This is a genomic window from Amycolatopsis sp. NPDC003676, assembly GCF_053587275.1.
Window position 1 is genome coordinate 13,619 of the sequence record NZ_JBSFNS010000003.1, and the last position, 24,719, is coordinate 38,337.

Below are 24,719 nucleotides of genomic sequence, written 5' to 3' on the forward strand. Positions count from 1 at the left end.
GTCAGCGAGCCAGCACGTGGCGGAGGGCATCGCGCAGCATTCCGGCGGGATCGTCGGCGAGATCGGCACTGCGCCAGGCGACGTGCTGGTCCGGACGGACGAGCAGGCAGCCGCGGTCGCCGATCTCGCGTACGCGTTCCCAGTCGCCGAGCGGGTCGGTGTACTCGCAGCCGAGGCCGATCTGCCGGGCGACGAGGTCGATCCCGAATTCGGTGGCCAGTTTGCCCGCCGCGTCCAGCCAGTCCTGTCCACCGATGCCGGTGAGCACGGTGAACCGGCCGCGGCCGGTGATGTCCACAGTGGACACCGGGGTTCCGGCGCGTTCGAGCCACGCGTGCGGCAACCGGGCTCCGGGATGGCTGGTCGCCTGGTAGTACAGCTCCGGGTCGCGGGCGGGGATCGGCCAGGGGGTGCCGTCGGGCGCCACCGCGGCCGAGTCGTAGCGCTGGCCGAGTTCGACGCCGTGCGCGTTGAACTGGTAGTTCTGCAGTTCGACCGCCGCGCGCAGTTCGGCGCGTCGGGCCTGGCCTTCCGGGGTGTCCGCGGCGAGGCCGGCGAGACTGCGCCAGCCCTCTTCGGTGCTCTGGCCGGGCCGGAAGCCGAATGCCTGGGAAATCGGCCGCATGTCCTCGACGCTGCGCATCGCGCGGTCGACCACCTGCTTGCCCACCGGCTGCCGTTCCGCATCGTAGGTATCGAGCAAAGCCTCTCCTGCCTCGCCGCGGACCACCGAAGCGAGTTTCCACGCCAGGTTGAACGCGTCCTGCACCGAGGTGTTGGTGCCGAGCCCGTTGGCGGGCGGGTGCCGGTGCGCGGCGTCCCCGGCCAGGAACACCCGGCCGCGCCGGTACGAGCGGGCGACCAGGTGATTGATCTGCCATTCGCTGACGGCCTTGATCCGGACGTCGACATCGGGGTCGCCGATGATCGTCGACGCTCGCGCGCGGACGGCGTCGGGCGAGAGATCGGGTTCGCCTTCGGCGGGGTCGTACATGAAGAGCATGACCCATTCGGACCACGGTTTGACGCAGATGAACGTGCCCGAGCCGACCCAATAGTCGTTGCCCGGCTGGCACATCCAGTACAGCGTCCCCGGCCGGTGCGCGGTGTAGCGGGCGAGATCGGCCTCCAGCCACACATTCGCGGCGCGGCCGAGCCCGGATTCGCCCTCGAACTCGAAGCCGAGCTGATCGGCCACGGTGCTGCGGCCGCCGTCCGCGCCGATCACGTACCGCGCGACGATTTCTTGCTCAGCACCGGTTTCCCGGTCGAGCACCACCGCGTGGACGGCGTCCGGCGTCTGCGAGATCCGCACCAGTTCGGTCGAGAACCGGAGATCGGCGCCGTGCCGTTCGGCCCCGGCGCGCAGTACTGGCTCCAGAATGTACTGCGGGATATTGCACATCGCGCTGGGGCTGGCGGCGGCGTAATCGGCGTGCCGCGCGGTGCCGCTGCCCCAGGTTTTGAGCCGGGCCAGTTCCTGTCCGGCGAAACTGGTCGCCCAGACGTTGTCGCCCATCAGCTCGTTCGGCACCGCGACTTCCCGCACGGCGTCCTCGATGCCGAGATCGCGGAAGACTTCCATGGTGCGCTGATTGGTGATGTGGGCCCGCGGCGAGTGCGCGGTGCCCGGGTATTTGGTGATCGTGACGGCACGCACGCCCTGCGCGGCGAGCAGCGCGGACGCGGTCAGGCCGGCGGGACCGGCTCCGACGACCAGTACATCGGTTGCGAAAGCGGGCATGACGGATCGACCTCCTGGGCCGCGCCCAGTCAGCAGGAATGAAGGGAGACGGCCGGGTCAGCCGGCCTGGTGCGCGCCGGTCATGAGCGCGGCCAGATCGTCGGGGTGCAGGAACGACGGCGGGGGAGGCGGGCCCCAGTTGAACAGCCCCTTGGCGCCCTCGAGGGTCTCCGGCGTCCAGAGCTGGTCGTCGAGGATGCTGTCCATGTCGGAGTAGTACTCGGAGAAGTTGCCCGCGGGATCCTTGAGGTACCAGAAGAAATTGGATCCGGCGTGGTGCCGGCCGAGGCCCCAGACGTGGCGTTCCGGATGGTCTTCGAGCATCGCGGTCGCGCCGCGGCCGACCTCGTCGACGTCCTCGACCTGCCACGACGTGTGGTGCAGGAACGCGACCGGCGCGGCGAGCGCGAGCACGTTGTGGTGGTCGGTCGAACAGCGCATGAACGCGCCGTGCCCCTTGATCGCGTCGCTGGTCTTGAACCCCAGCCCGGCGGTGAAGAACTGGATGGTGCGCTCATGGTCGGGGGAGCCGACGACGACGTGGCCGAGCTTGCGCGGACGGACCGCGCCGGAGCGCAGCACGCCGGGGGCCCGCGTGTTCGCGCGCTCCAGCCGTCCGGGCCCGTTGTACGGCGTGGGCGGCTCGGGATCCTGGTGCAGCCGTTCGGCGATTCGCACGACGACCTGGAACCCGGTGACGGGCTCGCGGGTGAACAGACTGTCGCCGGTGATCTCCGCTGGAATGTCCAAAGAGGACAGCTGGCGGCGGATGCGGGCGAGGTCGTCCGGGTGGTCGGCGCCGATGCTCAGTTCCATCAGCTGTCGTCGCGGGGAATGGACGATTTTCAGCTGACGGCCGCCGTCTCGGGTGCTGAACCAGCCGTCGGCGTCCTCGGCGAGCCCGAAATCCCGGTAGTAGCGGGCGGTGGCGGCGACGTCGGGCACGCCGACGACGAGCGAGTTCAACCGGTGCAATGCCATTGTCCAGCCCTTTCGCTAAGCGGTGACCATCCGCTGCCGCAGTTCGCCGATGCCGTGGACGTAGCTGACGAGCTGGTCGCCCGCCTGCAGGTAGCGCTGCGGCGTGCGGCCCATGCCGACGCCGGACGGGGTGCCGGTGAAGATGACGTCGCCGGGCAGCAGCGGGGTCACCGCGGACAGCCGGGCGATCAGCGCTGGCACCGAGAAGACCATCTGCGAGGTGCGGCCCTTCTGCACCTGCTCGCCGTTGACGAGCGCGCCGAGTTCGAGATCGTCGCGGTCGGGCAGCTCGTCCGGCGACACGACCACCGGGCCGAGCGGGCCGAAACCCGGGTAGGACTTGGCGAGGCTGAACTGCGGGGCGGGACCGGCCAGCTGCAGCAGCCGTTCGGAGATGTCCTGTCCGACGGTCAGCCCGGCGACGTAGTCCCAAGCCTGGTCTTCGGCGACCCGTTCGGCGCGCTTGCCGACGATCGCGACAAGCTCGACCTCCCAGTCGACGTTCCCGCCTTCCGGGATGACGACGTCGCCGTACGGGCCGGCGAGGCAGGTCGGGAATTTGGTGAACACCGGCGGCGTCTCGGGCACGGCGAAGGACGATTCGGCCGCGTGGTCGGCGTAGTTCAGGCCGATCGCGAACACCTGGCGCGGCGCCGGGACCGGATTGCCCAGCTGGTCGTCGCGCACCGGCCGTTCGAGCGCGTGCCCCTCGCCGATCGTCGCGGCGAACTCGGACAGCTCCGCCCAGCGCTCGTAGGCGTCCTGGACGTCCGGGCCGAAGCGCCCGCCGCTGGCCTCGGCCGCGTCCACGGCTTTGCCTGGTGCGGTGACCAGGGCCAGTCGTCCGTCCACAGCAGCGACTTTCATGCGGGGCTCCTTCGCATCCGGCTTCAGTGCCCTCCAGTTGTACGCGCTCAGATTCGACGAGGCAATAAACTTTCGAAAGTTGCGCCAAGATTCGTATCCGCTAGAGTGGACGGCATGGCAGGGGAAACGACGCGCGCCGAGGGCGTCTACCAGCAGCTCCGGGCGGACATCCTGGGCGGCCGGATGGTTCCCGGGCAGCGGCTCAAGTTCCCCGAACTGTGCGAGCGGTACTCGACCAGCGTCGGCGCGGCCCGCGAGGCGCTTACCCGGCTGACCGCCGAGGGGTTGGTGAAGACCAGGCCGCACCTCGGCTACACGGTCACGCCGCTGTCGCACGAGGATCTCGCCGACCTGACCAAGGCACGCCTGGAGATCGAATCCCTGGTGCTGCGGCTGTCGATCCTCGAAGGCGACGTTCAGTGGGAGGCCCGCGCGGTGGCCGCGCACCACCTGCTCGAACGGACCCCGTTCACCGACCCCGCCGACCCGGACCGCCCAGCCGACGCGTGGGTTGCCGCGCACGCTGACTTCCACTTGGCCCTGTTCGACGGCTGCCGCAACCGGCGGCTGGTCGCGACGGCGCGCGGCCTGCGTGAGGAAGCCGAGCTGTACCGGCAGTGGTCAGTCTCTTTTGGACAGGAAACTGACCGGGATCTCCCGGCCGAACACAAGGCGATCCTCGAAGCGGCGCTGGCTCGTGACGGGGACCTGGCGGCCGAGCGGCTTCGGGACCACATCGCGCACACGGCGCAGCTGCTGATCAGCTGCGCCGAGGACGAGCCGAACCGGCCGTAGTAGCGGAATTTCGTTGCCTGCGCGGGAATTTCTGCTGCCGGACCAGGTCAGGTCGTAGCCGGGGTGAAGTTCTCCCGGTGGATCATCCGCGGCGCCATCCGGCGACGTTTGAACGCTTTCACTCCGGCCTCGACCATTGGCGGAGGCCCGCAGAGCCAGCCCGACCAGCCGCGTGCGCTGGGGACGTCTTCGAGGAAGCAATCGGTCGGGAAACCGGTGCGGTGCGTGCTGTTCTCGGGCTCGTGCGACAGCACCGGCAGGAACGCGAAGCCCGGGTAGCTGTCGGCGAGTTCGGCCATCAGGTCGAGGTCGTAGAGGTCGGCCGCGCCCCGAACTCCGTGGTACAGCAACACTTTCCGGGCCGGATCCCGGGACAGCGCGGTGCGCGCGAGGCCGATCAGCGGAGCGAGACCAGTGCCGCCGCCGATGAGCACCATCGGGCCGCCGTCGTCCTCGTCGGCCGGAGGCAGGAAGAAGTCGCCGAGCGGGCCGGTGACTTGGACTTGTTCTCCGACGGAGAGGTCCGCGAAGATCCACTGCTCGGTCGCCGCGCCGCCGGGCACCAAGCGGACGTGCAGCTCCAGGACTTTGTCCTCGTCGGCGGTGTTGACCAGCGAGTACTGGCGGCGCACACCGGTGCCGGGCACGGTGAGCTCGACGTACTGGCCCGCGTGGAAGGCCAGCGGTTCAGGCAGGCCGAGCCGCAGCCGCCGGGTGTCGCGGGCGATGTCCTGGACTTCGCGGACGGTCGCGGTGAGGTCGCGCAGCGGGTGCGTGGCCCGGCCGCCGCCCGCGGTTTCGATGACGACGTTCGAGCGGAGCCGGGCCTGACACGCCAGTGCCAGGCCCGCCGCCCGCTCGTCGTCGGTCAGGGTGTCGGCGGGGGAGTCGCAGTGGTCCACGGCGCCCTCGACCACCTGCAGCTTGCAGGTGCCGCAGGTGCCCTGGTTGCAGGAGTTCGGCATCCAGACGCCGGCCCGGAGGAAGGCGTCGAGCATCGGCTGGTCTTGCCCGCACGGCACCTCCCGGCCGCCGACGGTCGCGGTGAAGGACATGTCAGACCTCCCAGGCGACGTGCAGCGACGTCGGCCCGCGGAAGCCCCAGCCCCAGAACTCGACGTCGGAGGACGTGTCGCGTTCGAGGTTCGGGATCGACTCGAACAGTTCCTCCAAGGCGATCCGCATGACGTGGTTGGCGAAGTAGATCCCGGCGCAGGCGTGGTTTCCGGCGCCGAAGGCCAGGTGCGGCAGCGGAGGCCGGTGCAGGTCGTAGCGGGTCGGGGCCTCGTAGACGCCGGTGTCGTGGTTCGCCGAACCGTAGGACAGGATCACCGGCGTGCCCGCGGGAAGGTCGACTCCCGCGACGGTGACCGCCTTGGTCGAGATCCGCGCTGTGGCCGACCAGATCGGCGAGGTCCAGCGCATCCCCTCGGAGATCGCGCGGGGGATCAGCGCCGGGTCGTCCACCACCTGCTCGAGCTGATCGGGTTCGCTGAACAGCCCGGTCAGGGTCGAGGCCATGCCGTGGCCCGGTTCCTGCATCGCGCCGAGCAGGTACACGTAGATCGTCGGGTAGATGTATTCGCGGTCGCGGGTTTTCCCCGGCGGCATCCCGTCGTGCAGCCAGTGCGAGATCGCGGTGTCGGCGGGTTCGGCGATCCACCGGTCGATCAGCGGGTCGACCGTCGCCTGGATCTCGGCCTTCGCCTCGTCGCCCTGGACGAACCCCTCCGGGTTGGCGAATTCGCCGTCCTCGGTCATCGCCGCGTTGGTGAAGGACCGGCTCAGTTTCGCGAACCACTCGCGCAGTTTGTCCGAGCTGACGTCGTGCAGCCCGAGCAGATCGCCGAGCGAGCGGACACTGACCGGTTCGCAGTACTGGGACACGAGTTCCGCGCGGCCGTCGTTCTCGAACTTCTCGAGGTAGTCCCGCGCGATGGGGCGGACGAGGTCGTCGATCCACCGGTCGACCTCGACGGGCTGGAGAGCGGGTTCGACCATCGAGCGCAGGTCGGCGTGGATGTCGCCGTTGACCCCGATGATCGCCGGATGCCCGAAGGTCCGGCCGCCCGCCGGGGTGATGACGGCCTCGAAGTCCGGGCTGGTCGCGACCTCGCGGCAGATCTCCGCGGTCGTCGCGACGTATGACCCGAGCACCGGCACGTACGCCAGCGGAGCCTCGCGGCGCAGCCGTTCGTAGGGCTCGTACGGATTGCGTTCCAGCTGGGCCATGGTGATGTCGCCGATCCAGGAAAGATCGTGGACAGCGGTGGTGTTCGTCGTCATTGACGCGGCCTCCTTCGTGCGGGTTGGACGAGAAGGTAGGTCCGCGCGGGCCGGGCCCACGACACGCGAAGCGCGGATCCGGTACGGATCGCGCGACGAATCCGGCGCGTCGCCGCAGATCAGTTAGCATGCGTCCATGTCCGCACGCCGTGGTGCGGCGCCGCGGGACTGGGAGCGAGTCTCGAAGTCGGTGGCCGACGCCTACTTTCCGCACCAGCTGACGCCGCTCGGCGGCGGCCGCGAACCGCGCCTGACCCTGCGGACGCTCGACCTCGGCCCGGTGCTGATCGGGTACGTCGGATGGGGAGCCGACGTCGAGATCGCCTGCGACTACCCGGCCGCTTACGAGGTCAACCTCCCGTTGACCGGCCACCTCGCCAGTCGCGGCAAGCACGGCCCGGTGACGTCGGTGCCCGGACAGGCGACCGTCTTCCGGGCCGACACCCCGTCGCTCATCACCCACTGGGACGCGACGTGCACCGTGCTGGGGGTGAAATTCGACCGGGACTGGCTGGACCGCGAGGCCGAGCGGGTGCTCGGCGTCGGAACCGTCCGGGTCGCGCTCCCGGACCAGCTCCGCCTCGAACACGGCCCGGCGCGCGACTGGCGGCACCTCGTCGCGGGCCTGTCGTCCCAAATGCGCGACGGTGCGTTGTTCAGCGGCCAGCCGATCGTCCGGGAACAACTGGCCGGGGCGGTCGCGGCCGGATTTCTTCTGGCTGGCTGCCCGGATTCCGGCCGCGTCCCGGCACCGCGGCCGCGGGCGATCACCCGGGTAGTCGACGCCGTCCGCGCCGATCCGGCCCGGGCGTGGACGGCCTCCGAGATGGCCGCTGTTGCCGGGACGACGGTCCGGAGGTTGCAGGAGAGTTTCCGGGAATGGGTTGGTTGCACGCCCACGGAGCATCTCGTCGGAGTCCGGTTGCAGCACGCGCGCGCGGATCTGGAGGCGCATCCGGAGTCGTCGGTGAGCGAGATTGCTGCGCGGTGGGGTTTTTCGAGCGCGAGCCGGTTCGCTGCGGCTTTTCGCCAGCGGTACGGGCATCCGCCGTCGCAAGCTCGCTGAACCCCGCCGGCGAGTCAGGCCAGCGAGCCCGCGCGCCGGCCGAAGACGACACCGGCCGCCAGTCCTGAGCCGCCCGGGTAGTTGCCGGAGAAGAGCCCGCCGAGCATCTCGCCGCATGCGTAGAGGCCGGGGAGGGGGCGGCCGCGGTCGTCGAGGACCCTTCCGTGCGGGTCGCCTTTCAGGCCGCCGAAGGTGAAAGTGATGCCGCAGGTGACGGCGTACGCGTAGAACGGCCCGGTGGTCAGGGGAGTCGCCCAGTTGCTCTTCGGCGGCATGGTGTCGGCCCGGCGGCCGTCTTTGACGTTGGGGTCGAACGGGATCGAGACGTCGATCGAGCGGTTGTAATCATTGACGGTCTTGGCCAGGCGTTCAGGATCGACACCGATCCGCGCGGCCAGTTCTTCGACGCTGTCGGCGCGGGCGACGGAGACGCCCGGCATGTCGTATTCCTCGGCGCGCAGCATCGGCCGGAGACCGGCGTCGAAAAGCTGGTAGGCGACGGAGCCGGGCTGTTCGAGGATTTCCTTGCCGTACTTGGCATAGGTGTAGTTCCGGAAGTCCGCTCCCTCGTCGAGGAACCGTTCTCCGTCGCGGTTGACGATGATGCCGAGCGGGTAGCTTTGCCGGGTGAGCCGGTTGGTCAGCTCCCGGTTGGATTCGTTGCCGGGGGTGAACGCGTCCCACTGGGTCGAGTGGCACGACTGCCAATCACCGCCCTTGGCCGCTCCGAGCGAGAGCGCGGCCGTGAGCATCTGACCGGTGTTGAAGGGCGTTCCCCGTACTTTGGCGTTTTCCCAGCCCGGGCCGAGGTGGGTTCGCCGCAGCTCCCGGTTCGCTTCGAAACCGCCCGCGGCGAGGACGACCGATTCCGCGCGCAGTTCCTCGACAATCCCGTTGTCCTGCCGGACTTTCACCCCGGCGACGGCCCCGTTCTCGGTCAGCAGGCCGAAAACGTCCTGTCCGTAACGGACTTCCGTGCCGAGCCGGTCGGCGACCCGGACGTGGTCGTGCATGAGCCCCTCCCCGCCGCCGACGTTTCCGACGTGCAGCCCGCCCCAGAACAGGTAGGTGCCGTCAGCACGTTCGTAGGCCTGCCGCTCGTACATCAGCCGGTACCTCAGGCCGAGGGAGTGCAGCCAGCGCAGTCCGGGCGCTGCCTCGTTGACCAGCGCCTCGGTGAGGTCGGGGTCGTTGCGGCCGTTCGTGACCTTCGCGAGGTCCTGGGCGTAATCGGCCGGTGAATACGGGGGCACGTCGGTGGTGGCATGGCGCTCGTCGGGTTCGACGAAATCGAGGAGATCCGTGAGACCGCGGTGGGCGATTCGAGTGGCTCCCGCGGTGTAGTAGCTGTTTCCGCCGAACTGCTCGCGCGGAGCTTTCTCGAGAATCAGCACCCGGCGGCCTCGCACCGCGGCGGCGTGCGCGGCGGTGAATGCCGCGTTGCCGCCCCCGACGACGATGACGTCAGCGGCATTTCCCGGGTTCGCGGTTCCGGCAGACGCGTTCAACGAAGTGTCCCTTCGGCGTTTTCGGTGGTGTGCACCGGGTTTTTCGGCTCAGCTGCGGCACCGGTTCGCGCGGACAGGGTTTCCAGCGGGCGTTTTCCGGTGCGCGGCCCGAAGACCGCGATCGCCAGCGCGACGATCAGCCAGCACGCCGCGATGTACACGAACACCGCTTGGTAACCGAGCCCGGCGAAGATCGACGCGACGAGCATCGGTCCGAAAATATTCGCCAGCCGTCCGGTTCCGTACACCAGTCCGTGCCCGGCGTTGCGCAGTCCGGTGGGGAAAAGCTCGGGGCTGTAGGTGTAGAGCAGCGTGGCGAAGGTCTGGATCAGGAGGTTGACGCAGAACCCGAAGACGACGATCGCGACCGGGTTGAAGGTCAGGCCGTAGGCCAGCCCGCTCGCCGCGGTGGCCAGCGCCACGACCACGAGCGGAAGCTTGCGCCCGAGCCGGTCGGTCACCGGCCAGGCGAGCAGCGCTCCGGGGACCGCGCCGATCGTGGTGAGCGCGGAGAACCCGAGGGACTTGGCGACGCTGAAGCCGTGCTGCGTCAGGAGAGTGGGAACCCAGGCCACGAAACCGTAGAAGCCGAGAGTCTGGAAGATCCATACGACCGCGAGGAACAGGGTGGTGCGGCCGTACGGGCTGGTGAACAGCTGCCGGTAGCCGCTGGGTCCCGCCTTCACCGGCGGTCCGGCCGGGACGTCGGCGATCGGCGGCAGCGGCCCGGCTCGCCGTTCCAGCTTTTCGAGGACGGCCTCGGCCGCGGGCAGCCGTCCCGGTGGACGAGCCAGCGCGGGCTTTCGGGCAGTGCCGCGAGCGCCGGGAGCGCCAGCAGGGCGGCGGATCCGAGCACGAAGACGAGCCGCCAGGAGCCGGACCCCAGCGGGACGATGCCGCGCGCCGAGAACGACATGAACGGGATTCCGGCCAGGCCGACGGCCATGACCGCCGACTGCATCCGGCCGCGCCGGGCGGCGGGCATGACCTCGGAGATGTAGGTGGTCGCGGCGACCACCATCGCGGACAGGCCGACCCCGGTCAGGAAGCGGAAGACGACGAAGCTCGGCACGTTGAACCCGGCCGCGTTGACCAGCGAGAACACCGAGAACAACGACGTCGAGCAGAGCAGGGCCCGTTTGCGGCCGATGAGGTCGGAGACCCGTCCGCCGAACGCCGCGCCGACCGCCATGCCCAGGAACGCGGCCGAGGTGACGACCGCGACGTCCGATACGGAGAATCCGAGGTGCTTGACCAGCGCCGGTGCGACGTAGGCGAAGGTGTTGAGGTCGCCGAATTCGAACAGGAACACGAAGGCCAAGGTGGCCAGTGCGAATTTGTGGGCTCTGGTGATCGGGAGACGGTCCAGGCGGGCGGCCGTCGTGAAGGGCGTGAGCACTTCTATCCTCCTTGATAGACGTGGCGTCCCGGTGCCGGGGGAGCGGACGGGCGCGCTTTTCAGAGTGACACCGCTAGTTCCGCGCCGACAGCGGGACGGATTTCCGGTTGCGTGCGGTGCGGGCGACCCGTGGTCGGGATGTGGACGACTGCGGTCGCGAGCCTGCGGGCCGCGCGGAGCAAGGAGACTGCCTCGACCACACCGGTGGCGGAGCGGGTCCAGCCGACCTCCACCACACCGGCGAGGGTCCCGATGCGCAAGGACTGACAGTCGTCGTTGACGTGGACGACGCTTCCGCGCTTCGCGGCCGCGATCGCCACCGCTACGGCTGAGGTCAGTCCGATCGCAGGGTGCGCGGCGTGCATGGAGAGCATGCGCACCGCGACGTCGTAGTCCCGCGCGCGGATCAGTTCTCCGTCGGCCGTCCGGTAATCCGCCGCGGGTCCGACTACTCCGGTCTTCGGTACCGCATTGGGCGCCGGACGGCCGGGCGGCACCAATCCGTGCAGAACGGCTCCTGCCGCACGGAAGGCGGTGAGCGTCGGCAGCCGCTCGGCGATCTCTTCGGCGGTTTCGGTCGCGGTCATCGCCAGGCCGCGGGCGTCGATCAGGATCGCGGGCGCTCCGGCGTTGACCACGCTCGTCTCGGCGGTCGCTCCGGCCGCGCTGACGAGCTGGATTGGGCGGCCAGTCGGGAACGAACGGTCGAGATCGAACGGCCCGCGGAAGGTCAATTCAACCGGCACGCCGCCCGATTCGACGCCAGGCACGGGGGTGTCCCCGATTCGCGGTGCGCGGCCGCCCGGCGTGGCGACCGCGGTCTGCAGGACGGCGCCGGTGTTGAGGTTGCGCAGCCGCACGGTCGTCACCTCGCCCTCGACCGCGACGAGTCCTTCCTGCACCGCGTAAAGACCGACCGCGGTGGCGCAGTTTCCGCAGTTGCTGCCCCATTCGACGACCCGCTCGGCGACCCCCACCTGACCGAAGAGGTAGTCGACGTCGGCACCCGGCGCGGTCGAACGGGAGACGACCGCTGCTTTCGACGTGGTCGACGTCGCTCCGCCGACTCCGTCGATCTGCCGGAGGTCGCCCGAGCCGAGCGCGCTCGCCAGCACGACGTCGAGGTCGAACGGCAACGCCGCCACCGCGTCCGCGGCGAAGAGCCAGCACTTGCTCGTGCCGCCGCGCATCCACGCACCCGCCAAGTCGACCGTGCCCGCTTGGGTATTCACCTCGAACTCCTTCGGTTGCCGTCTTCCCGAGCAAGCGTGCGCGACCGTGTCGGTTCAAACCAGCTAAAGTTCCTCAAGGTGGCTTAAGCTGAGCTGTAAGCTGTGGGGATGAGGATGGACATCCGGCGGATGCTCGTGCTGGTCGAGGTTTCCCGCGCGGGCTCGCTGACCGCGGCGGCGGAGAACCTCAGCTACACGGTTTCCGCGGTCTCGCAGCAGATCGGGCAGCTGGAGGACGAAGCCGGGCAGCCGCTGATCGAGCGACGGCCGCGGGGCGTGACGCTCACCGAGGCGGGCCGTGCCGTGGTGCGCCACGCGGAGAAGATCGAGCGGATCGTGTCGGCGGCCCACGAGGAACTGGCCGATCTTGCTGGGCTCAACACCGGAACGCTACGGCTCGGCACGGTCCCGACGGTGACCGAGTCGTTCCTGCCGACGGCGATCTCCGCGTTCCGCGAGCACCATCCCGGGGTGGACCTGCGGATCCACAGCGCACAGCTCTCCGGGCTCGAGCAGCTCCTCGAATCGCGGGAGATCGAGCTGGCCATCACCTGGGACCGCGAGCAGCCCGCGGACGGCGCCGGGAAAAGCCTGACCAGCCAGTTGATTTTCCGGGATCCGAGCGTGCTGCTGGTGCCGTCCAGCCATCAGCTGGCCGCCCGGTCGTCGGTCCGGATGGAAGAACTCCGGCACGAGCCGTGGATCATCCGGACCTCGCCGAACGTCCTGGCGCTGCTCAACGCCGCCTGCGAAGCCGCTGGCTTCGAGCCGATCGTCACCTTCGAAGCGCGCAGCTACCAGGAAGCGCAAGCGATGGTCGCCGTCGGCATGGGAATCGCGCTGGTGCCCCGGCTGTCGCTGTACAGCCTCCGCGACGACATCCGAGTCCTGACGGCGGTTTCGCCGCGCCCGCCGAGCCGCCGGATCGTGCTGGCCCACCGACGCGGGGAGCGGCTTTCGCCCGCCGGGGCGGCGATGCGGAAACTGCTGATCGAGACTGGGCGCAATTGGGTGCCCGCGTAGCCGCGGTCTTGGCATCCTGCGAGCTAGCCGCCTTGATGCGCAAACGCAGGCCAGCGGGCACCGACGAGGATCCGTCGGTGCCCGCCGCCGGGTTCGTCCGCTCAGTAGTCGAAGGACACCTGCGCCTGAGGGGAGCACACGTCGCCGCGGCCGGGCACGTCCTCGCAGACCTTGATCTTCGCGCGGGCGCTGTGCCCGTTGCCCGGCAGGCGATTGGACAGATTCGTCGGCACGTACCTCATCCGCTGAGTGCGCGGGGTTTGCTTCGTGGCGACCTTTTCCCACACCGAAGGAAGACCCGGGCCGTAAATTCGGTAGAACCAGAATTCTACTTCGACATAGACGCCTTTTCCGTTGTTGGACATATCGACGTAATTGATGCCGACCGTCGCGTATACGCCGCCGTTGTTCGCGACGTCACCGTTGGCCTTGGCGAGCGGGGTGCCCGACTTGAGGGCGGTGACCGCCCAGGTCGGATTGGCGGCACTGGCCGCCGGCGCGAACACGACACTGGCGGCGAGCCCGGTCGCGGCGGCCGCGAGAGCCACCGCGGAGCGAATCCTGGACATGTGAAGTTCTCCCTCCGATCCGGCCGCCACTGGGACGGGCGGCCGAAGGAGCGCTACGCTGCCGGACCCCGTCCTCGTCCCGTCACGGTGCGGTCCTTCCGCAGGTCAGGGCCGCAGCTGACACCAGGAGGAGGTCAGGTGTCCCCGTCTCGAGTCGACGAGATCGCCCGGCTCCTCGACTTGCGCGAAGTGTTCACGCCGGAAAAGACTGGTCAGACGTTGAACGCGAACTTGGTACCCCGCTGCCAGTCGACTACAAAGAACTTCTGAACCGCTTTCCGGGCGGTTTATTTCGAGGGATCGCTATTCACAGTCGTGCAGGCGTGGATTGAGTACAAGCGGTCTCTTCCCCGAGCCCGGCGGCTTGCTGCCTTGGGGAACTGACGGTCAAGGCGGAACCTTCTGCTGGATCACCGCATCGGCCGATCCGGATGCCTGGAAGATCGCTTACCACAGCCAAGGCGCGGACGAGTGGCGCGAACATCCGGGCCCGGCCACGCGGCTTCTGTACGAAATCCTGGCGAACGCCGGCGAGGACAACCTTCTGAAGTGGGATTTCACCGGCATCGCCGTGGAGTTCATCCGATCGTCCGCGCACTGACCGGGACTGTTCCCCGCCGGATCGGACCGGCTTCAGTGAACGTCAGAGGTCGAGGACCGTCACTGTCACCCGCGCGACGTCGCCGGGATCGAGTTTTTCGGCTTTGCGTACCGCGCGTTTGACCGGGAGCACATAGCCGCGCTCGCTGTCCGGGAAGATCGAGGTTCGCCAGGTGGTGGCGCCGACCCGGACCAGTACGCGCATCGACCCGAACCCGCGGCGCGGCCCGCCCAGTTCGCGGATTTCGTCCGAGATGTCGCCGGGCAGGCTGACGAAGGTCCAGGTGTCGGTCCGCCGTGCGTCCCAGATCCACAGTTCGGCGTCGAAGTGCACTTCCACTCCGCCAGCTTCGCACGCGACACCGACAGTTTCCGGGGCGAGCCGCGCGAAGCTCGACTTCGATGAGGTGCGGCAGGACGGTCACCCGCGAGCTTCGGGAAGCTCGACCACGAACCGCGCCCCGCCGCCGGGTCTGTCCTCTGCCCATACCCGGCCGTTGTGGCGGTACACGTGGTCCGCGACGATCGCCAGTCCGAGACCGGTTCCCGAATCAGGTTCGCGGCGTCCGGCGTGCAATCCCCGGGAGAACCGCTCGAAAATCCGCTCCCGGAGTTCGGCGGGCACCCCCTCGCCCGCGTCGTCGACCTCCAGCCGGACGACGCCGTTGCGTGCGTGTGCGGCCACTCGGACAGCGCCGCCGCCATAGCGAGCCGCGTTGTCGAGCAGGTTCGCCAGCACCCGGTCGAGGCGGCGGCGGTCGGCGGCTACCAGCAGGGGTTGCTCAGAGAGGTCCAGCGCGGGACGCGGGGCGGGGCTGCTCGCGACCCCGCTGCGGACGAGTGGGCCAAGGTCGACCAGTTCGCGTTCCTCGCCGTTGTCGGCCTGATCGACGGCCGAGATCTCCAGCAGGTCGAGCACCATCCCGCGAAACCGGTGGAGTTCGGCCAGCAGGAGTTGCAACGCTTTCTGCGCGGGCGCGGGCATGGCGTCGCGGCGGCGTTCGAGCACTTCCGCGACAGTGGTCATCGTGGTGAGCGGCGAGCGCAGTTCGTGGCTGACGTCGGCGGCGAACCGGGCGTCGCGGCGGACTCGCTGCTCCAGGGCGTCGGCGGTCGCGTTGAAGGTCGCGGCGAGGGGAGCGAGGTCCGGCCCGGCCTGTTCCGGCAGGCGGGCGCGCATGTCGCCGCGCGCGATGCGGGCGGCGGTCTCGGTGAACGCGGCGAGCGGACGCAGCGCGCGGCGGGCCGCCCAGGCGCCGAGGGCGACGCCGAACAGGCCGCACGCCACAGTGCCCGCGACGAGGATCATGCGCAGGTTGCGGAAGGTTCGCTCGAGTCCGAGCAGCGGATGAAGCTCGACGTAGAAGCCGTCCGCGGTGGTGAGTTGTTGGGCGACCGCGAGAACCGGGACCCCGTCGGCGGTGAAGCGGTCGTGCGCGGGGGCGCCGGGACGGGCCCGCGACAGCAGGCCGGGCGGGAGGGCTTCGGGCCGGATCGGGCGTCCGGCGGTGTGCCAGCCGCCGGGCAGGGACACGAGGATCGTCGAATTCGGTCCGGAGGTGAGGCCGGACAGCAGTTCGCCGAGTCCGTCGGTCTGGGTGCGGACCTCGTTGTCGACCAGCCGCGCGTTGATCCGGGAATGGCGGTCGGCGCTCTGCTGCCGCTGGTTGAGCAGATACCCGGTGGCGAGGTGCCAGGTCGCGGCCGACAGCGCGCTGACCACCACCAGCAGGCCGAGCCCGAACGCCGCGGAAACCCGCCAGCGCAAAGAAAGCCGGGCCCGGTTCACCGCTGGGGCTTGGCGCGGTAGCCGATGCCCCGGACCGTCAGCACGAGGCGCGGACAGTCGGGATCCGGCTCGACCTTGCGCCGCAACCGCCTGATGTGCACGTCGAGCAGCCGGGTGCCGCCGAAGTAGTCGCGGCCCCAGATCCGGTGCAGCAACTGCTCGCGCGTGACGACCTCGCCCTCGGCGGCGGCCAGCTCCGCCAGCAGCCGGAATTCGGTGCGGGTGAGGCGAATCGGGGAGCCGTCGCGGGAAACGGTCTCGTCGTGCGTGCTCAGCAGCAGATCGCCGACCTCGAGGCAGCACCGCCGGACCGGCGCGGCGCGCCTGAGCAACGCGCGGATCCGGGCCGCCAGCTCGCCGGCGACGAGCGGCTTGGTCACGTAGTCGTCCGCACCGGCTTCCAGGCCCGCGATGACGTCCTGGCTGTCGGCGCGAGCGGTGATGACGATGACCGGCAGATCGCCGCGCACCCGCAGCTCCTGACAGACGGCGAGCCCGTCCATGCCGGGCAGCATCAGGTCGAGCAGAACCACGTCCACGCTCACCGAATCCAGCATCGACAACGCGTCCTCGCCGCACGCGGCCTGCGTCACCATGCAGCCCTGGTCAGCGAGAGCGAGCGAAAGCGCTTCGCTGATCAGGGCGTCGTCCTCGACCAGCAAGACTCGCACCGTCATCGGGTCGCCCCTCCGCCGCGGAACATGCCCTAGAAATTGTTCCCTATCGCGGCAAGACCGGAGCCGATGCGGATTCCTTCGTGCATCGCGGCGGACAGCGAGGTTTTCAGCGGGTTCGGCCCTTTGTGTCGGCAGGCAGTGACTCAAAGAGGGTCCTTGGCCTCTCGGACGGCCGGGCGGCGCGTTGCCACGATGAAGCATCAGCGGAATCTCGGACGACGGGAGAACGACAGTGATCTCGGCCCGGTACCTCGTAATCGGCGGCGTCGTGGCCGCACTCGCCGGCACGGTCATCGCGAGCCAGCCAGCTTCCGCGCGGACGGCGTCCTGCCGGACCAGCGGATTGCACGTCGCGCTCGGCCGGGGAGAGGGGGCCGCCGGGCACTACTACGTGCCGATCGTCTTCACCAACTCCGGCCGCGGCGCCTGCGCCTTGGGCGGCCATCCCGGAGTTTCCTATGTCGCGGGCCTGGATCGGCACCAGGTGGGCGATGCCGCCGTACGGGAACCCGGAGTGGCGCCGAGGCTCACGTTGGCACCCGGCCAATCCGCGACGGCGTGGGTCGATCAGGTTAACGTCGACGTTTACGATCCGGCGAGCTGCGCGCCTCGACCGGTCTATGGGTTGCGGGTTTACCCGCCGGGCAACACCGAGTCGGCGATCGTCGCGGAACCCGGCGCGCGGGCGTGTGCGAAACACATGCCGGGCCAGCGCCCGCTGGCTGTCCGGGCGGTTCAGGAGCGCTGAGGGGTGCGCTGCCCGTCCGGACAGCGCACCTCCCAACTCAAGGCAGCTGCCGCACCAAGTAATCCCACACCGCTTGCACCGCGCGCGGATGGTAAATGTGCTCCCGCTTCGCCCGCGATTCTTCCGGCGGCGACCAACTAGGCCACCCGCCGAATGACTGCGTCAGCAGCTGCTGTTCACACGCCCGCTCCAGCACCACCGCGGCGACCGTCGCGCTCTCGACCGAATCGCCGACCGCGACGATCCCGTGGTTCACCAGGAACACCGCCCGAGCGTTGCCGAGTTCCGCTGCCAGGGACTTGCCCAACTCAGGCGTCAGGATCAGATCAGCGGTTTCCGTGTACCGCGGCACCTCAGGCGGCACGAACAGGTTCGCGGCATGGCTCACCGGCCGCAGTTCCTGTCCGGTCGCAGCGAGGGCGACGGCGTGCGGCGCATGGGTGTGCACGACCGCGTTCACATCCGGCCGCGCGGCGATGACCTCGGTGTGGATCGGGTATTCGCTGTGCCGGGGGCCGCTGCCGGAGACGACCTCGCCGTCGGCGTTGACCAGGTGCACCCGCTCCGGCGTGACCTCCTCCATGCCCCACTCGGCAGACTTGATCCACACGCCCCGGCCGTCGGCGTCGCGGCAGGAGGCGTGGCCCCAGATGAGGTCGCCTTGTCCGGCGGCGGCCAGGATCCGCGACGACAACGCGACGAGTTCCTGTTGCGTGCTCATCGGTGCACCAGCCCGCCGTTGACGCTCAGGGTCTGGCCGGTCAGGTAGCCCGCGTCGTCGCTGAGCAGGAACGCGGCCAGGCCGGTCATGTCGTCGGCCCCGGCGGGGCGATGCAGGGATTGGGCTCGCAGCATGGCCTCGCGTTGTTCCGGCGTCACGGTTTCCCGCGCGACTTCGGTGTAGACCGGGCCTGGCGAGAGAGTGTTGACCCGGATGGCGAATTCGCCGAGTTCGCGCGCCATCGAGAACGTCATGCCGTGCACGCCGCCCTTGCTGGCGACGTAGTGCAGGTAGCCGGGACGGCCGAGTTGCACCGCGTCGGAGCCGATGTTGACCACGCTGGCCGACAGCGATGCCTGCAGCAGCGGCAGCAGCTCCGACACGAGCAGCCACGGGCCGCGGAGGTTGACCGCCATCAAGCGGTCCCATTCCTCGTCCGTGATCTCCCAGAACGGCTTCATCTTGATGGTGGAGAAGATCGCGGCGTTGTTGATCAGGCCGTCGACCCGGCCGTGCGCCTCGGTCAAGAGCGCGGCGAACTCCGCGCAGCTGCTGCGGCTGGAGACGTCGAGGGCGTACGCGCTGGCTTTGCCGGGGCCGTCAAAGGACGCAGCGGTGGCTTGGATGCCCTCGAGGTTGAGGTCCGCGAGCACGACGGTCGCGCCTTCGGCGACCAGACGCCGGGCGTAAGCCGCGCCGATGCCTTGGGCCGCGCCGGTCACGACGACGACCTTTCCGGCGAGTCCGTTGAGGGTCATGTCAGGCTCCAGCTTCGGTAGGAGGGTTCGCCATCCGGGACGATCTCGGTGGACAGCAGCGTCAGGCAACCGGGGCAGAACGCCTGGCGCAGCAGCACTTTCCGGTCGACGAAGGCGGCGGGATCGGCGTGGACACCGGGTCCGGCTTCGGTCGAGGGGCGTTCGTGGCGCAGCGCGTGCGCCATCGGTTCGGCGGTGGTGTCGCCGATCCGCGTCGCGCAGTGCCTGCAGACGACGGCGCCGGTCGCGTCGTCCAAGCGGAGGTTGAGGTCGAGGTTCACTGGTGCGCTCCTTCCGGCAGGGTGAGCCCGGCGCGCTCGTACCGCAGCCGGTCGCGTTGTGCCGCAGTGGCCGCGTGGTCGGGTTCGTCGTCCACGAGCACGACGCCGTAGACCTCGACAGCCGCGAGAGCGGACACCTTGCCGTTGCGGACATCCGCGGCGACGCGCTCGGGTTCGCGGTGCAGCGGGTCGCCGATTCCGCCGCCGCCTTGCCAATGGGTGAAGTAGACGTCCGCCTCGGCGAGATCGGTTTCCAGGTGCGGCGGCAGGGTGTCCGCCTGGCCGCTCAGGTCGTCGATCGTCTGCGGGATCCGGCCGTTGGCGAGCTGGTCGCGCACGGTGGTGTCGCGGACGAGGACATCCCATTGCGTGGCAGCGGGATAACCGCCGGAGATGCCGGGAGCCTGCGGAACCGCCTTGCCGTTGGCCGAGACGACCAGGTGCACGCTGCGGGTGGGGGAGTCGTAGGGGATGAAGCAGCTCGACGCTCCGACGCCGCCGCGCCATCGGCCAGGGCCGCCGGAATCGACTTCCTCGCGCCGCCACAGGTAGAGCATCGGGAAGCTGAACTCGTTGATCTCGATGTCGGCGATCCGGCCCATCGGGATGCAGTTCTCGCCGCCGGTGTCGACGCCGTCTCCGTCGACCTTCGCGCCGAGGCCGCCGGACATCGCGTCGCACAGCATGGTGGCGAAACCGCCGCCGCGCTGATCGACGCCGGCCAGCAGGGTCAGATCCCAGGTGCCGCAGCAGACGCTCATCGCTGACCGGCTCAGCTCGGCGTGCGTGCTGAGCATCTGCGCGACGGTTTCGGAGACCGCGTTCTGCGTGGACCAGGCCGAGTTGACCGACGCTTTCCCGATGCCCGCCGGGAAGGTGCAGTTGTTGATCGTCCCGGGCTCGCTGACGATCTCGACGCACCGGTAGATCCCGCCGGGCGACCAGGAGATGTCCGGGCACAGCATGGTCAGCAGGATCGGCAGGATCCCGCCGCGCAACCCGGCGAGGGTGCAGTTGATGATCCCGTCGACCTGCGGGTCGGTGCCGGTGAAATCGAACGTCAGGGTGTCGTCCTGTTTGGACATCGCGACCACGATCTTGTGGATGTCCCGGTCGCCCGCCCGCGCGCCGTCCTGGTGCGCGACCGCCGACCACGTTCCGTCCGGCAGCGAACGCAGTTTCGTGCGCAGCTGGGATTCCGCGTCGCCCATCATTTTCTTCATCACGGCCTTGACGGTGTCCGGGCCGTACTTGTCGATGAGCGCGGTCAACCGGTCCTGTGCCACGTTGTTCGCGCCGATCTTGGCGCGCAGGTCCAGTCCGACCAGCCGCGGCACGCGGGACCGCCGCAGGTACATGTCCTCCATGTCCGAGCGCAGCCGGCCGCCTTCGACGATCTTGACCGGCGGGATCGGCAGCGCTTCCCAGAACACGTCGTGTCCTTCGACGGACCAGCTGCCCGGCGATACGCCGCCGAGGTCGACCTGGTGCGCGACGGCGCCGGTCCAGCAGAACAGCTGGCCGTCGTAGAACAGCGGCGCGAGGACGGTGACGTCGTTCTGGTGCAGACCGCCGCCGATCCACGGGTCATTGAGCAGGAACTGGTCGCCCGGCGCGATTCCCGGGTTCTCGGCGCGATGTTCCAGCGTCCAGCGCACCGCCATGTCCAAAGCGGACCCGAGCTGCATGTTGTACAGCCCGACCTGGACGGTTTCGCCGGTCTCGTCCATGATGCCCGCGCCGAAGTCGTTGCAGTCGGTCACGACGACCGAGCCGGACATCCGCTTGATCGCGTCGCCCATGTCGTCGGTGATCGCGACCAGCCGGTGCCGGACCACCTCGTAGGTGAGCGCATCGACGGCCTTGGAGCTGACGCGGTGCAGTTTCAGGTCGCCGAAGCGGGCTTCCGGGTCGAGGGGAGCGCCGGACTGGACGAATCGCTCGGATCCGGCGACGGGGATGACGGCCATCAGGAGTGTTCCTTCCGTTCGGGGAAACGGATCACGAGGTTGCCCAGCCGGTCCACAGTGGCCTGAGTGCCCGGAGGCAGGGCGACGGTGGTGGTGGGCGCTTCGACGACGGCGGGGCCTTGGATCTCGTGGCCCGCGCCGAGTGCGCGGTAGTCGTAGATCGCGGCGGGCTGGCGTCCGGTGCGCACGTCGAGCAGGACTTCTCGCTCGCCGCTCGTGGCGGGTTCGCCGGACAGGGTGCCGTGCTCGGGCAGTTCCGGCTGGATCTGCAGGATCCCGGTCGCGCGGACGCGGTAGGTGATCAGCTGCAGCCCGGCGTCGGGGAAGCCGGATCCCTTGCCGTACAACGCTTCGTAGCTTGCCTCGAAGTCTCGGCCGAGTTGTTCGACCGACTCGTCGGTCAGCTCGCCGCCTGGCACTGGAGTCGCGACTTCCGCGAGTTGCGTGGTGTAGCGGATGTCCGCTTCGCGTTCGTAGCTGATCGCGGAGAAGGTCAGGCCCTGTTCGGCCAACCGCCGTTCCAGTTCGCGTTCCAGGCCGGTGAAAACCTCGTTCGCGATGTCCGCTGCGACCGGCATCGCGACCGGCTGCGACTGTTCGGCCGTCAGCACGATGTCCGAGGCAGCCAGGCCGTAGGCGGAGAAGACCGCGGCGGTGGAACCGAGCGGGACTACGACCTCCTTGACGCCGAGGTCGGCCGAGTAGCTCGCGCAGTGCATCGGGCCCGCACCACCGAACGCGTAGAGGGTGAAGTCGCGCGGGTCCTGGCCGGAGTTGACCACGACCTTGCGCACCAGATCGGCGGTCTGGGCGTTCTGGATCGCGTAGATCGCCGCCGCCGCGTCCTCGACGGACATGCCGAGCGGCGTGGCGACCACCTTGTCGATGGCGTCGCGGGACAGCTGGACGTCGAGTTTCTTGCGCCCGCCCAGGAAGTTGTCCGGGTTGATGATGCCGAGGACGAGGTCGGCGTCGGTGACTGTCGGCTCCCAGCCGCCCTCGCCGTAACAAGCCGGTCCAGGACGTGCGCCCGCGCTGCGCGGTCCGACGCGGAGGTTGCCGCCTGGGTCGACCCAGGCGATCGCGCCGCCGCCCGCGCCGATCGTGTGGACGTCGACCATGGGCGTGCTGATCGTGTACTGGTTGAGGATCGTGCTCGTGGTGGTCACCGGTTTGCCGTCGACGACCAGCCCGACCAGGAATGTCGTACCGCCCATGTCGGTCGAGATCACCTTGTCGTGGCCCAGCGACGCGGCCATCCGCGTGCAGCCGACGACGCCGCCGGTGAGTACCGAACCGATGGTCGTGATCGCGTGCGCCGGAGCGTCCGCCGCGGTGACACAGCCGCCGGATCCCTGCATCACCAGCAGCGCGCCAGTGAGCCCGCGGGCCCGCAGTTCGGCTTCGAGCGGGCGCAGGTAATCGCCGAGCCGTGGACCGACCTGGGTGTTCATGATCGTCGTGACGTTGCGCGGGTACTCCCGGATGCGCGGGCTGACCTCGCTGGACAGCGCCACGTACACCGCCGGCGCTTCCTCCTGCACGATCTCGCGCACCCGCTGCTCGTGCGCGGGATTGCGGAACGACCACAGGAACGACACCGCGATCGCCTCGGCACCGTCGGAGAGCAGGCCGCGGACCGCGGTCCGGACGCCGTCCTCGTCGAGCGGGACGACGACGCGGCCCTGGTAGTCCACGCGCTCGTCGATCTCGCGGATCCGGTGCCGGGGCACCAAAGACGCCGGCTTCGCGGTGCGGGCCATGTGCTGGATGTCGTCGCTGCCCAGACCGGCGTAGCGGCCTTCGAGGTTCATGATGCTGATCGAGTCCGCGTGCCCGCGGGTGGTGAGGAAACCGACCTGCGCGACGTCCCCGGTCACCAGCGCGTTCAGCGTCGAAGTGGTGCCGTGCACGAGATAGTCGGTGTTGGCGAGCAGTTCGCGGACCGGGATGCCGAGCTCCGCGGCGAGCTCGTCGATCGCGGTGAGGAAGCCGGTCGCGAAATCCGGGGGAGTGGACGGGGTTTTGGCCGCGGCGAGCCGGTTGTGCTGGTCGGCGACGAACGCGTCGGTGAACGTTCCGCCGGTGTCGATGCCGATGACGTACGCCATGAGGGCCCCTTTGCCTTCGGATCGTCAGAACATGACGTTGATGGATTTGGTTTCGGTGTAGCTGAGCAGTTCTTCGAGGCTTTCCTCGCGGCCGACGCCGGAGCCCTTCACGCCGCCGAAGGGCACGTTGGGGAAATGCCGGGACGAGCCGTTGATCCAGACGAACCCGGCCTCGAACGCGCGGGCGACGCGGTGCGCGCGGGTGACGTCCGCGGTCCAGACGCTCGCGGTGAGGCCGTAGTCGACGCTGTTGGCGATGCGGACCGCTTCCGTCTCGTCGGCGAACGGGATGACCGACAGCAGCGGCCCGAAGACCTCCTCGCGGGCAATCCGCATGTCCGGGCGCACGCCGGTGAACACCGTCGGAGCCACGAACAAGCCCTCGTCCACGCCCGCCGGACGACCGCCGCCAGTAGCGACCCGCGCGCCCTCGCCGACTGCGATGTCGATGTAGGACAACGACTTCTCGTACTGCGCCCGGTTGATCATCGTGCCCTGTTCGGTGCGCTCGTCGAACGGATCGCCGATCCGGCGCGCCTCGATCAGCTCCACCACGCGGGCGACGAGCGCGTCGTGGACGTCCTGGTGCACGAGCAGCCGCGAGTTCGACCCGCAGGACTGGCCGGACCAGGTGAAGTTCATGCCGAACACCGCGCCGGCGGCCGCGGCTTCGAGGTCCGCGTCGGGGAACACCACCATCGCGTTCTTGCCGCCGAGTTCGAGGCTGACGTCCTTGACGCCGCTCTCGGCCGCCGCGCGCTGGATGGCGCGCCCGGTGGGTTCGGACCCGATGAACCCGATCCGCCGCACGTGGCGGTGCCGCACCAGCGCATCGGGCACCGCCGGTCCGTCGCCGACGACCACCGACAGCACGCCGGGCGGGAAGATGTCCTTCGCCAGCTCGGCGAGCCGCAGCGCGGAGAGCGGTGCGGCCTCCGGCGGCTTCAGGATCGTTGGGTTGCCCGCGACCAGCGGGGCGGCGATCTTGCCCGCGAACATCAGCGGATGGTTGTAGGGCACGATCCTCGCGACCACGCCGACCGGCTCGCGGGTGGTCACGTGCAGTGCGTTGCTGGCGGGCACCGTGGTGCCTTTGAGTTCGAGTGCCTGCCCGGCGAACATGCGCAGCTGCGCCACCGTCACGCCGACGTCGACTCGCGAGTTTGAGATCGGCGACCCGGCGTCCACCGTGTCGAGCAGGGCCAGTTCCTCGCCGTGGCGTTCGATCGCGTCGGCGAGTTCCGCGACGAGCTTCGCCCGCTCGACGGGCAGGGTGTCCCGCCAGACCTGTCGGGCGTCGGCTGCCGCGCGTACTGCCTCGTCGACGTCGTCGGGTCCCGCGTCGGGAACCTCGGCGATCACCGTGCCGGTGTAGGGGGACACCCGGGAGAAGGTGGCGCCGGACCGCGCCGGGACGAGTTTGCCGTCGATGAGCAGACGCCACTCGCGGTCGAGAAGTTCGGCGACCCGGGTCGGGATTTCCGGGCCGGAATGGGCTTCGAGCATCGTCGCTCCTGCGCTTCCTGAGTCCCGCGGGGACCTGGAGCCCCGCGTGCCGTCGGCTCATGCTAACCCCGCGACCCGCCGCAAAGTC

At 69.4% G+C, this 24,719-nt stretch carries 25 protein-coding genes; 6 read left to right on the plus strand and 19 right to left on the minus strand.

Features of this window, described 5'->3' with window-relative positions:
* Position 1 precedes the first annotated feature (1 nt).
* The 3 genes from ACWDNU_RS02310 to ACWDNU_RS02320 are packed head-to-tail and all read right to left on the minus strand — an operon-like array spanning position 2 to position 3,592.
* Positions 2 to 1,744: an FAD-dependent monooxygenase gene (locus ACWDNU_RS02310; RefSeq protein ID WP_449667402.1), complete on the minus strand. Its 1,743-nt coding sequence runs from the start codon at positions 1,742 to 1,744 to the stop codon at positions 2 to 4.
* 57 nt (positions 1,745 to 1,801) lie between these two features.
* Positions 1,802 to 2,725: a VOC family protein gene (locus ACWDNU_RS02315; RefSeq protein WP_449667403.1), complete on the minus strand. Its 924-nt coding sequence runs from the start codon at positions 2,723 to 2,725 to the stop codon at positions 1,802 to 1,804.
* 15 nt (positions 2,726 to 2,740) lie between these two features.
* Positions 2,741 to 3,592 (minus strand): fumarylacetoacetate hydrolase family protein, encoded by an 852-nt coding sequence (locus ACWDNU_RS02320; RefSeq protein WP_370937131.1) that lies wholly within the window; start codon positions 3,590 to 3,592, stop codon positions 2,741 to 2,743.
* Between the two features lie 114 nt (positions 3,593 to 3,706).
* On the opposite strand from ACWDNU_RS02320, the gene ACWDNU_RS02325 reads away from it, so the two are divergent.
* Positions 3,707 to 4,387, plus strand: coding sequence for a GntR family transcriptional regulator (locus ACWDNU_RS02325; protein WP_370937130.1), 681 nt, complete (start codon positions 3,707 to 3,709; stop codon positions 4,385 to 4,387).
* A gap of 47 nt (positions 4,388 to 4,434) precedes the next feature.
* Here the strand turns inward: ACWDNU_RS02325 and ACWDNU_RS02330 are convergent, their stop codons facing one another.
* Complete coding sequence (locus ACWDNU_RS02330; protein WP_449667404.1) at positions 4,435 to 5,442, minus strand: FAD-binding oxidoreductase; 1,008 nt, start codon at positions 5,440 to 5,442, stop codon at positions 4,435 to 4,437.
* Position 5,443: 1 nt separating this feature from the next.
* A complete protein-coding gene (locus ACWDNU_RS02335; RefSeq protein WP_449667405.1) occupies positions 5,444 to 6,673 on the minus strand; it encodes a cytochrome P450 in 1,230 nt (409 codons plus the stop codon).
* Between the two features lie 136 nt (positions 6,674 to 6,809).
* Between ACWDNU_RS02335 and ACWDNU_RS02340 the strand changes: the two genes are divergently transcribed.
* Entirely contained in the window at positions 6,810 to 7,739 is a 930-nt protein-coding gene (locus ACWDNU_RS02340; RefSeq protein ID WP_449667406.1) for an AraC family transcriptional regulator, read from the plus strand.
* 14 nt (positions 7,740 to 7,753) lie between these two features.
* On the opposite strand, the gene tcuA is transcribed toward ACWDNU_RS02340, so the two are convergent.
* From tcuA to ACWDNU_RS02360, 4 genes are read right to left on the minus strand one after another with little or no spacing between them, the layout of a single operon-like run.
* Positions 7,754 to 9,247, minus strand: a complete 1,494-nt coding sequence (gene tcuA, locus ACWDNU_RS02345; protein WP_449667407.1) for an FAD-dependent tricarballylate dehydrogenase TcuA — start codon at positions 9,245 to 9,247, stop codon at positions 7,754 to 7,756.
* Complete coding sequence (locus ACWDNU_RS02350) at positions 9,244 to 9,933, minus strand: MFS transporter (RefSeq protein WP_449667408.1); 690 nt, start codon at positions 9,931 to 9,933, stop codon at positions 9,244 to 9,246. The genes tcuA and ACWDNU_RS02350 overlap by 4 nt, the downstream gene beginning before the upstream one ends.
* Complete coding sequence (locus ACWDNU_RS02355) at positions 9,930 to 10,646, minus strand: MFS transporter (protein WP_449667409.1); 717 nt, start codon at positions 10,644 to 10,646, stop codon at positions 9,930 to 9,932. The genes ACWDNU_RS02350 and ACWDNU_RS02355 overlap by 4 nt, the downstream gene beginning before the upstream one ends.
* A gap of 59 nt (positions 10,647 to 10,705) precedes the next feature.
* Complete coding sequence (locus ACWDNU_RS02360) at positions 10,706 to 11,878, minus strand: PrpF domain-containing protein (protein WP_449667410.1); 1,173 nt, start codon at positions 11,876 to 11,878, stop codon at positions 10,706 to 10,708.
* 108 nt (positions 11,879 to 11,986) lie between these two features.
* Between ACWDNU_RS02360 and ACWDNU_RS02365 the strand changes: the two genes are divergently transcribed.
* Positions 11,987 to 12,901 (plus strand): LysR family transcriptional regulator, encoded by a 915-nt coding sequence (locus ACWDNU_RS02365; RefSeq protein WP_449667411.1) that lies wholly within the window; start codon positions 11,987 to 11,989, stop codon positions 12,899 to 12,901.
* 101 nt (positions 12,902 to 13,002) lie between these two features.
* Here the strand turns inward: ACWDNU_RS02365 and ACWDNU_RS02370 are convergent, their stop codons facing one another.
* Positions 13,003 to 13,470 (minus strand): hypothetical protein, encoded by a 468-nt coding sequence (locus ACWDNU_RS02370; protein WP_449667412.1) that lies wholly within the window; start codon positions 13,468 to 13,470, stop codon positions 13,003 to 13,005.
* Positions 13,471 to 13,608: 138 nt separating this feature from the next.
* On the opposite strand from ACWDNU_RS02370, the gene ACWDNU_RS02375 reads away from it, so the two are divergent.
* Positions 13,609 to 13,740, plus strand: coding sequence for a hypothetical protein (locus tag ACWDNU_RS02375; RefSeq protein WP_449667413.1), 132 nt, complete (start codon positions 13,609 to 13,611; stop codon positions 13,738 to 13,740).
* Positions 13,741 to 13,798: 58 nt separating this feature from the next.
* Positions 13,799 to 14,071 carry a hypothetical protein gene (locus tag ACWDNU_RS02380; RefSeq protein WP_449667414.1) on the plus strand — a complete coding sequence of 91 codons (273 nt, stop codon included), beginning with the start codon at positions 13,799 to 13,801 and terminating at the stop codon, positions 14,069 to 14,071.
* Positions 14,072 to 14,113: 42 nt separating this feature from the next.
* On the opposite strand, the gene ACWDNU_RS02385 is transcribed toward ACWDNU_RS02380, so the two are convergent.
* The 3 genes from ACWDNU_RS02385 to ACWDNU_RS02395 all read right to left on the minus strand — a co-directional run bounded on the left by ACWDNU_RS02385 (position 14,114) and on the right by ACWDNU_RS02395 (position 16,536).
* Positions 14,114 to 14,410, minus strand: coding sequence for a DUF1905 domain-containing protein (locus ACWDNU_RS02385; protein WP_370937120.1), 297 nt, complete (start codon positions 14,408 to 14,410; stop codon positions 14,114 to 14,116).
* A gap of 81 nt (positions 14,411 to 14,491) precedes the next feature.
* Positions 14,492 to 15,859, minus strand: coding sequence for a sensor histidine kinase (locus ACWDNU_RS02390; RefSeq protein ID WP_449667415.1), 1,368 nt, complete (start codon positions 15,857 to 15,859; stop codon positions 14,492 to 14,494).
* Positions 15,856 to 16,536, minus strand: coding sequence for a response regulator transcription factor (locus ACWDNU_RS02395; RefSeq protein ID WP_370937118.1), 681 nt, complete (start codon positions 16,534 to 16,536; stop codon positions 15,856 to 15,858). The genes ACWDNU_RS02390 and ACWDNU_RS02395 overlap by 4 nt, the downstream gene beginning before the upstream one ends.
* Positions 16,537 to 16,768: 232 nt before the next feature.
* Between ACWDNU_RS02395 and ACWDNU_RS02400 the strand changes: the two genes are divergently transcribed.
* Entirely contained in the window at positions 16,769 to 17,284 is a 516-nt protein-coding gene (locus ACWDNU_RS02400) for a DUF4232 domain-containing protein (protein ID WP_449667416.1), read from the plus strand.
* Positions 17,285 to 17,321: 37 nt separating this feature from the next.
* Here the strand turns inward: ACWDNU_RS02400 and ACWDNU_RS02405 are convergent, their stop codons facing one another.
* From ACWDNU_RS02405 to ACWDNU_RS02430, 6 genes are read right to left on the minus strand one after another with little or no spacing between them, the layout of a single operon-like run.
* The gene (locus ACWDNU_RS02405; protein WP_370937116.1) at positions 17,322 to 18,005 is read right to left on the minus strand and encodes a class II aldolase/adducin family protein; all 684 of its coding nucleotides are present in this window, start codon (positions 18,003 to 18,005) and stop codon (positions 17,322 to 17,324) included.
* Positions 18,002 to 18,763, minus strand: coding sequence for an SDR family NAD(P)-dependent oxidoreductase (locus ACWDNU_RS02410; RefSeq protein ID WP_449667417.1), 762 nt, complete (start codon positions 18,761 to 18,763; stop codon positions 18,002 to 18,004). Before ACWDNU_RS02410 ends, ACWDNU_RS02405 begins: the two co-directional genes overlap by 4 nt.
* Positions 18,760 to 19,044: an acetone carboxylase subunit gamma gene (locus ACWDNU_RS02415; RefSeq protein WP_370937114.1), complete on the minus strand. Its 285-nt coding sequence runs from the start codon at positions 19,042 to 19,044 to the stop codon at positions 18,760 to 18,762. The genes ACWDNU_RS02410 and ACWDNU_RS02415 overlap by 4 nt, the downstream gene beginning before the upstream one ends.
* Positions 19,041 to 21,014, minus strand: coding sequence for a hydantoinase B/oxoprolinase family protein (locus ACWDNU_RS02420; RefSeq protein ID WP_449667418.1), 1,974 nt, complete (start codon positions 21,012 to 21,014; stop codon positions 19,041 to 19,043). The genes ACWDNU_RS02415 and ACWDNU_RS02420 overlap by 4 nt, the downstream gene beginning before the upstream one ends.
* Complete coding sequence (locus ACWDNU_RS02425; RefSeq protein WP_449667419.1) at positions 21,014 to 23,125, minus strand: hydantoinase/oxoprolinase family protein; 2,112 nt, start codon at positions 23,123 to 23,125, stop codon at positions 21,014 to 21,016. Before ACWDNU_RS02425 ends, ACWDNU_RS02420 begins: the two co-directional genes overlap by 1 nt.
* 24 nt (positions 23,126 to 23,149) lie before the next feature.
* The gene (locus ACWDNU_RS02430) at positions 23,150 to 24,631 is read right to left on the minus strand and encodes an aldehyde dehydrogenase family protein (RefSeq protein WP_449667420.1); all 1,482 of its coding nucleotides are present in this window, start codon (positions 24,629 to 24,631) and stop codon (positions 23,150 to 23,152) included.
* Positions 24,632 to 24,719: the final 88 nt, after the last annotated feature.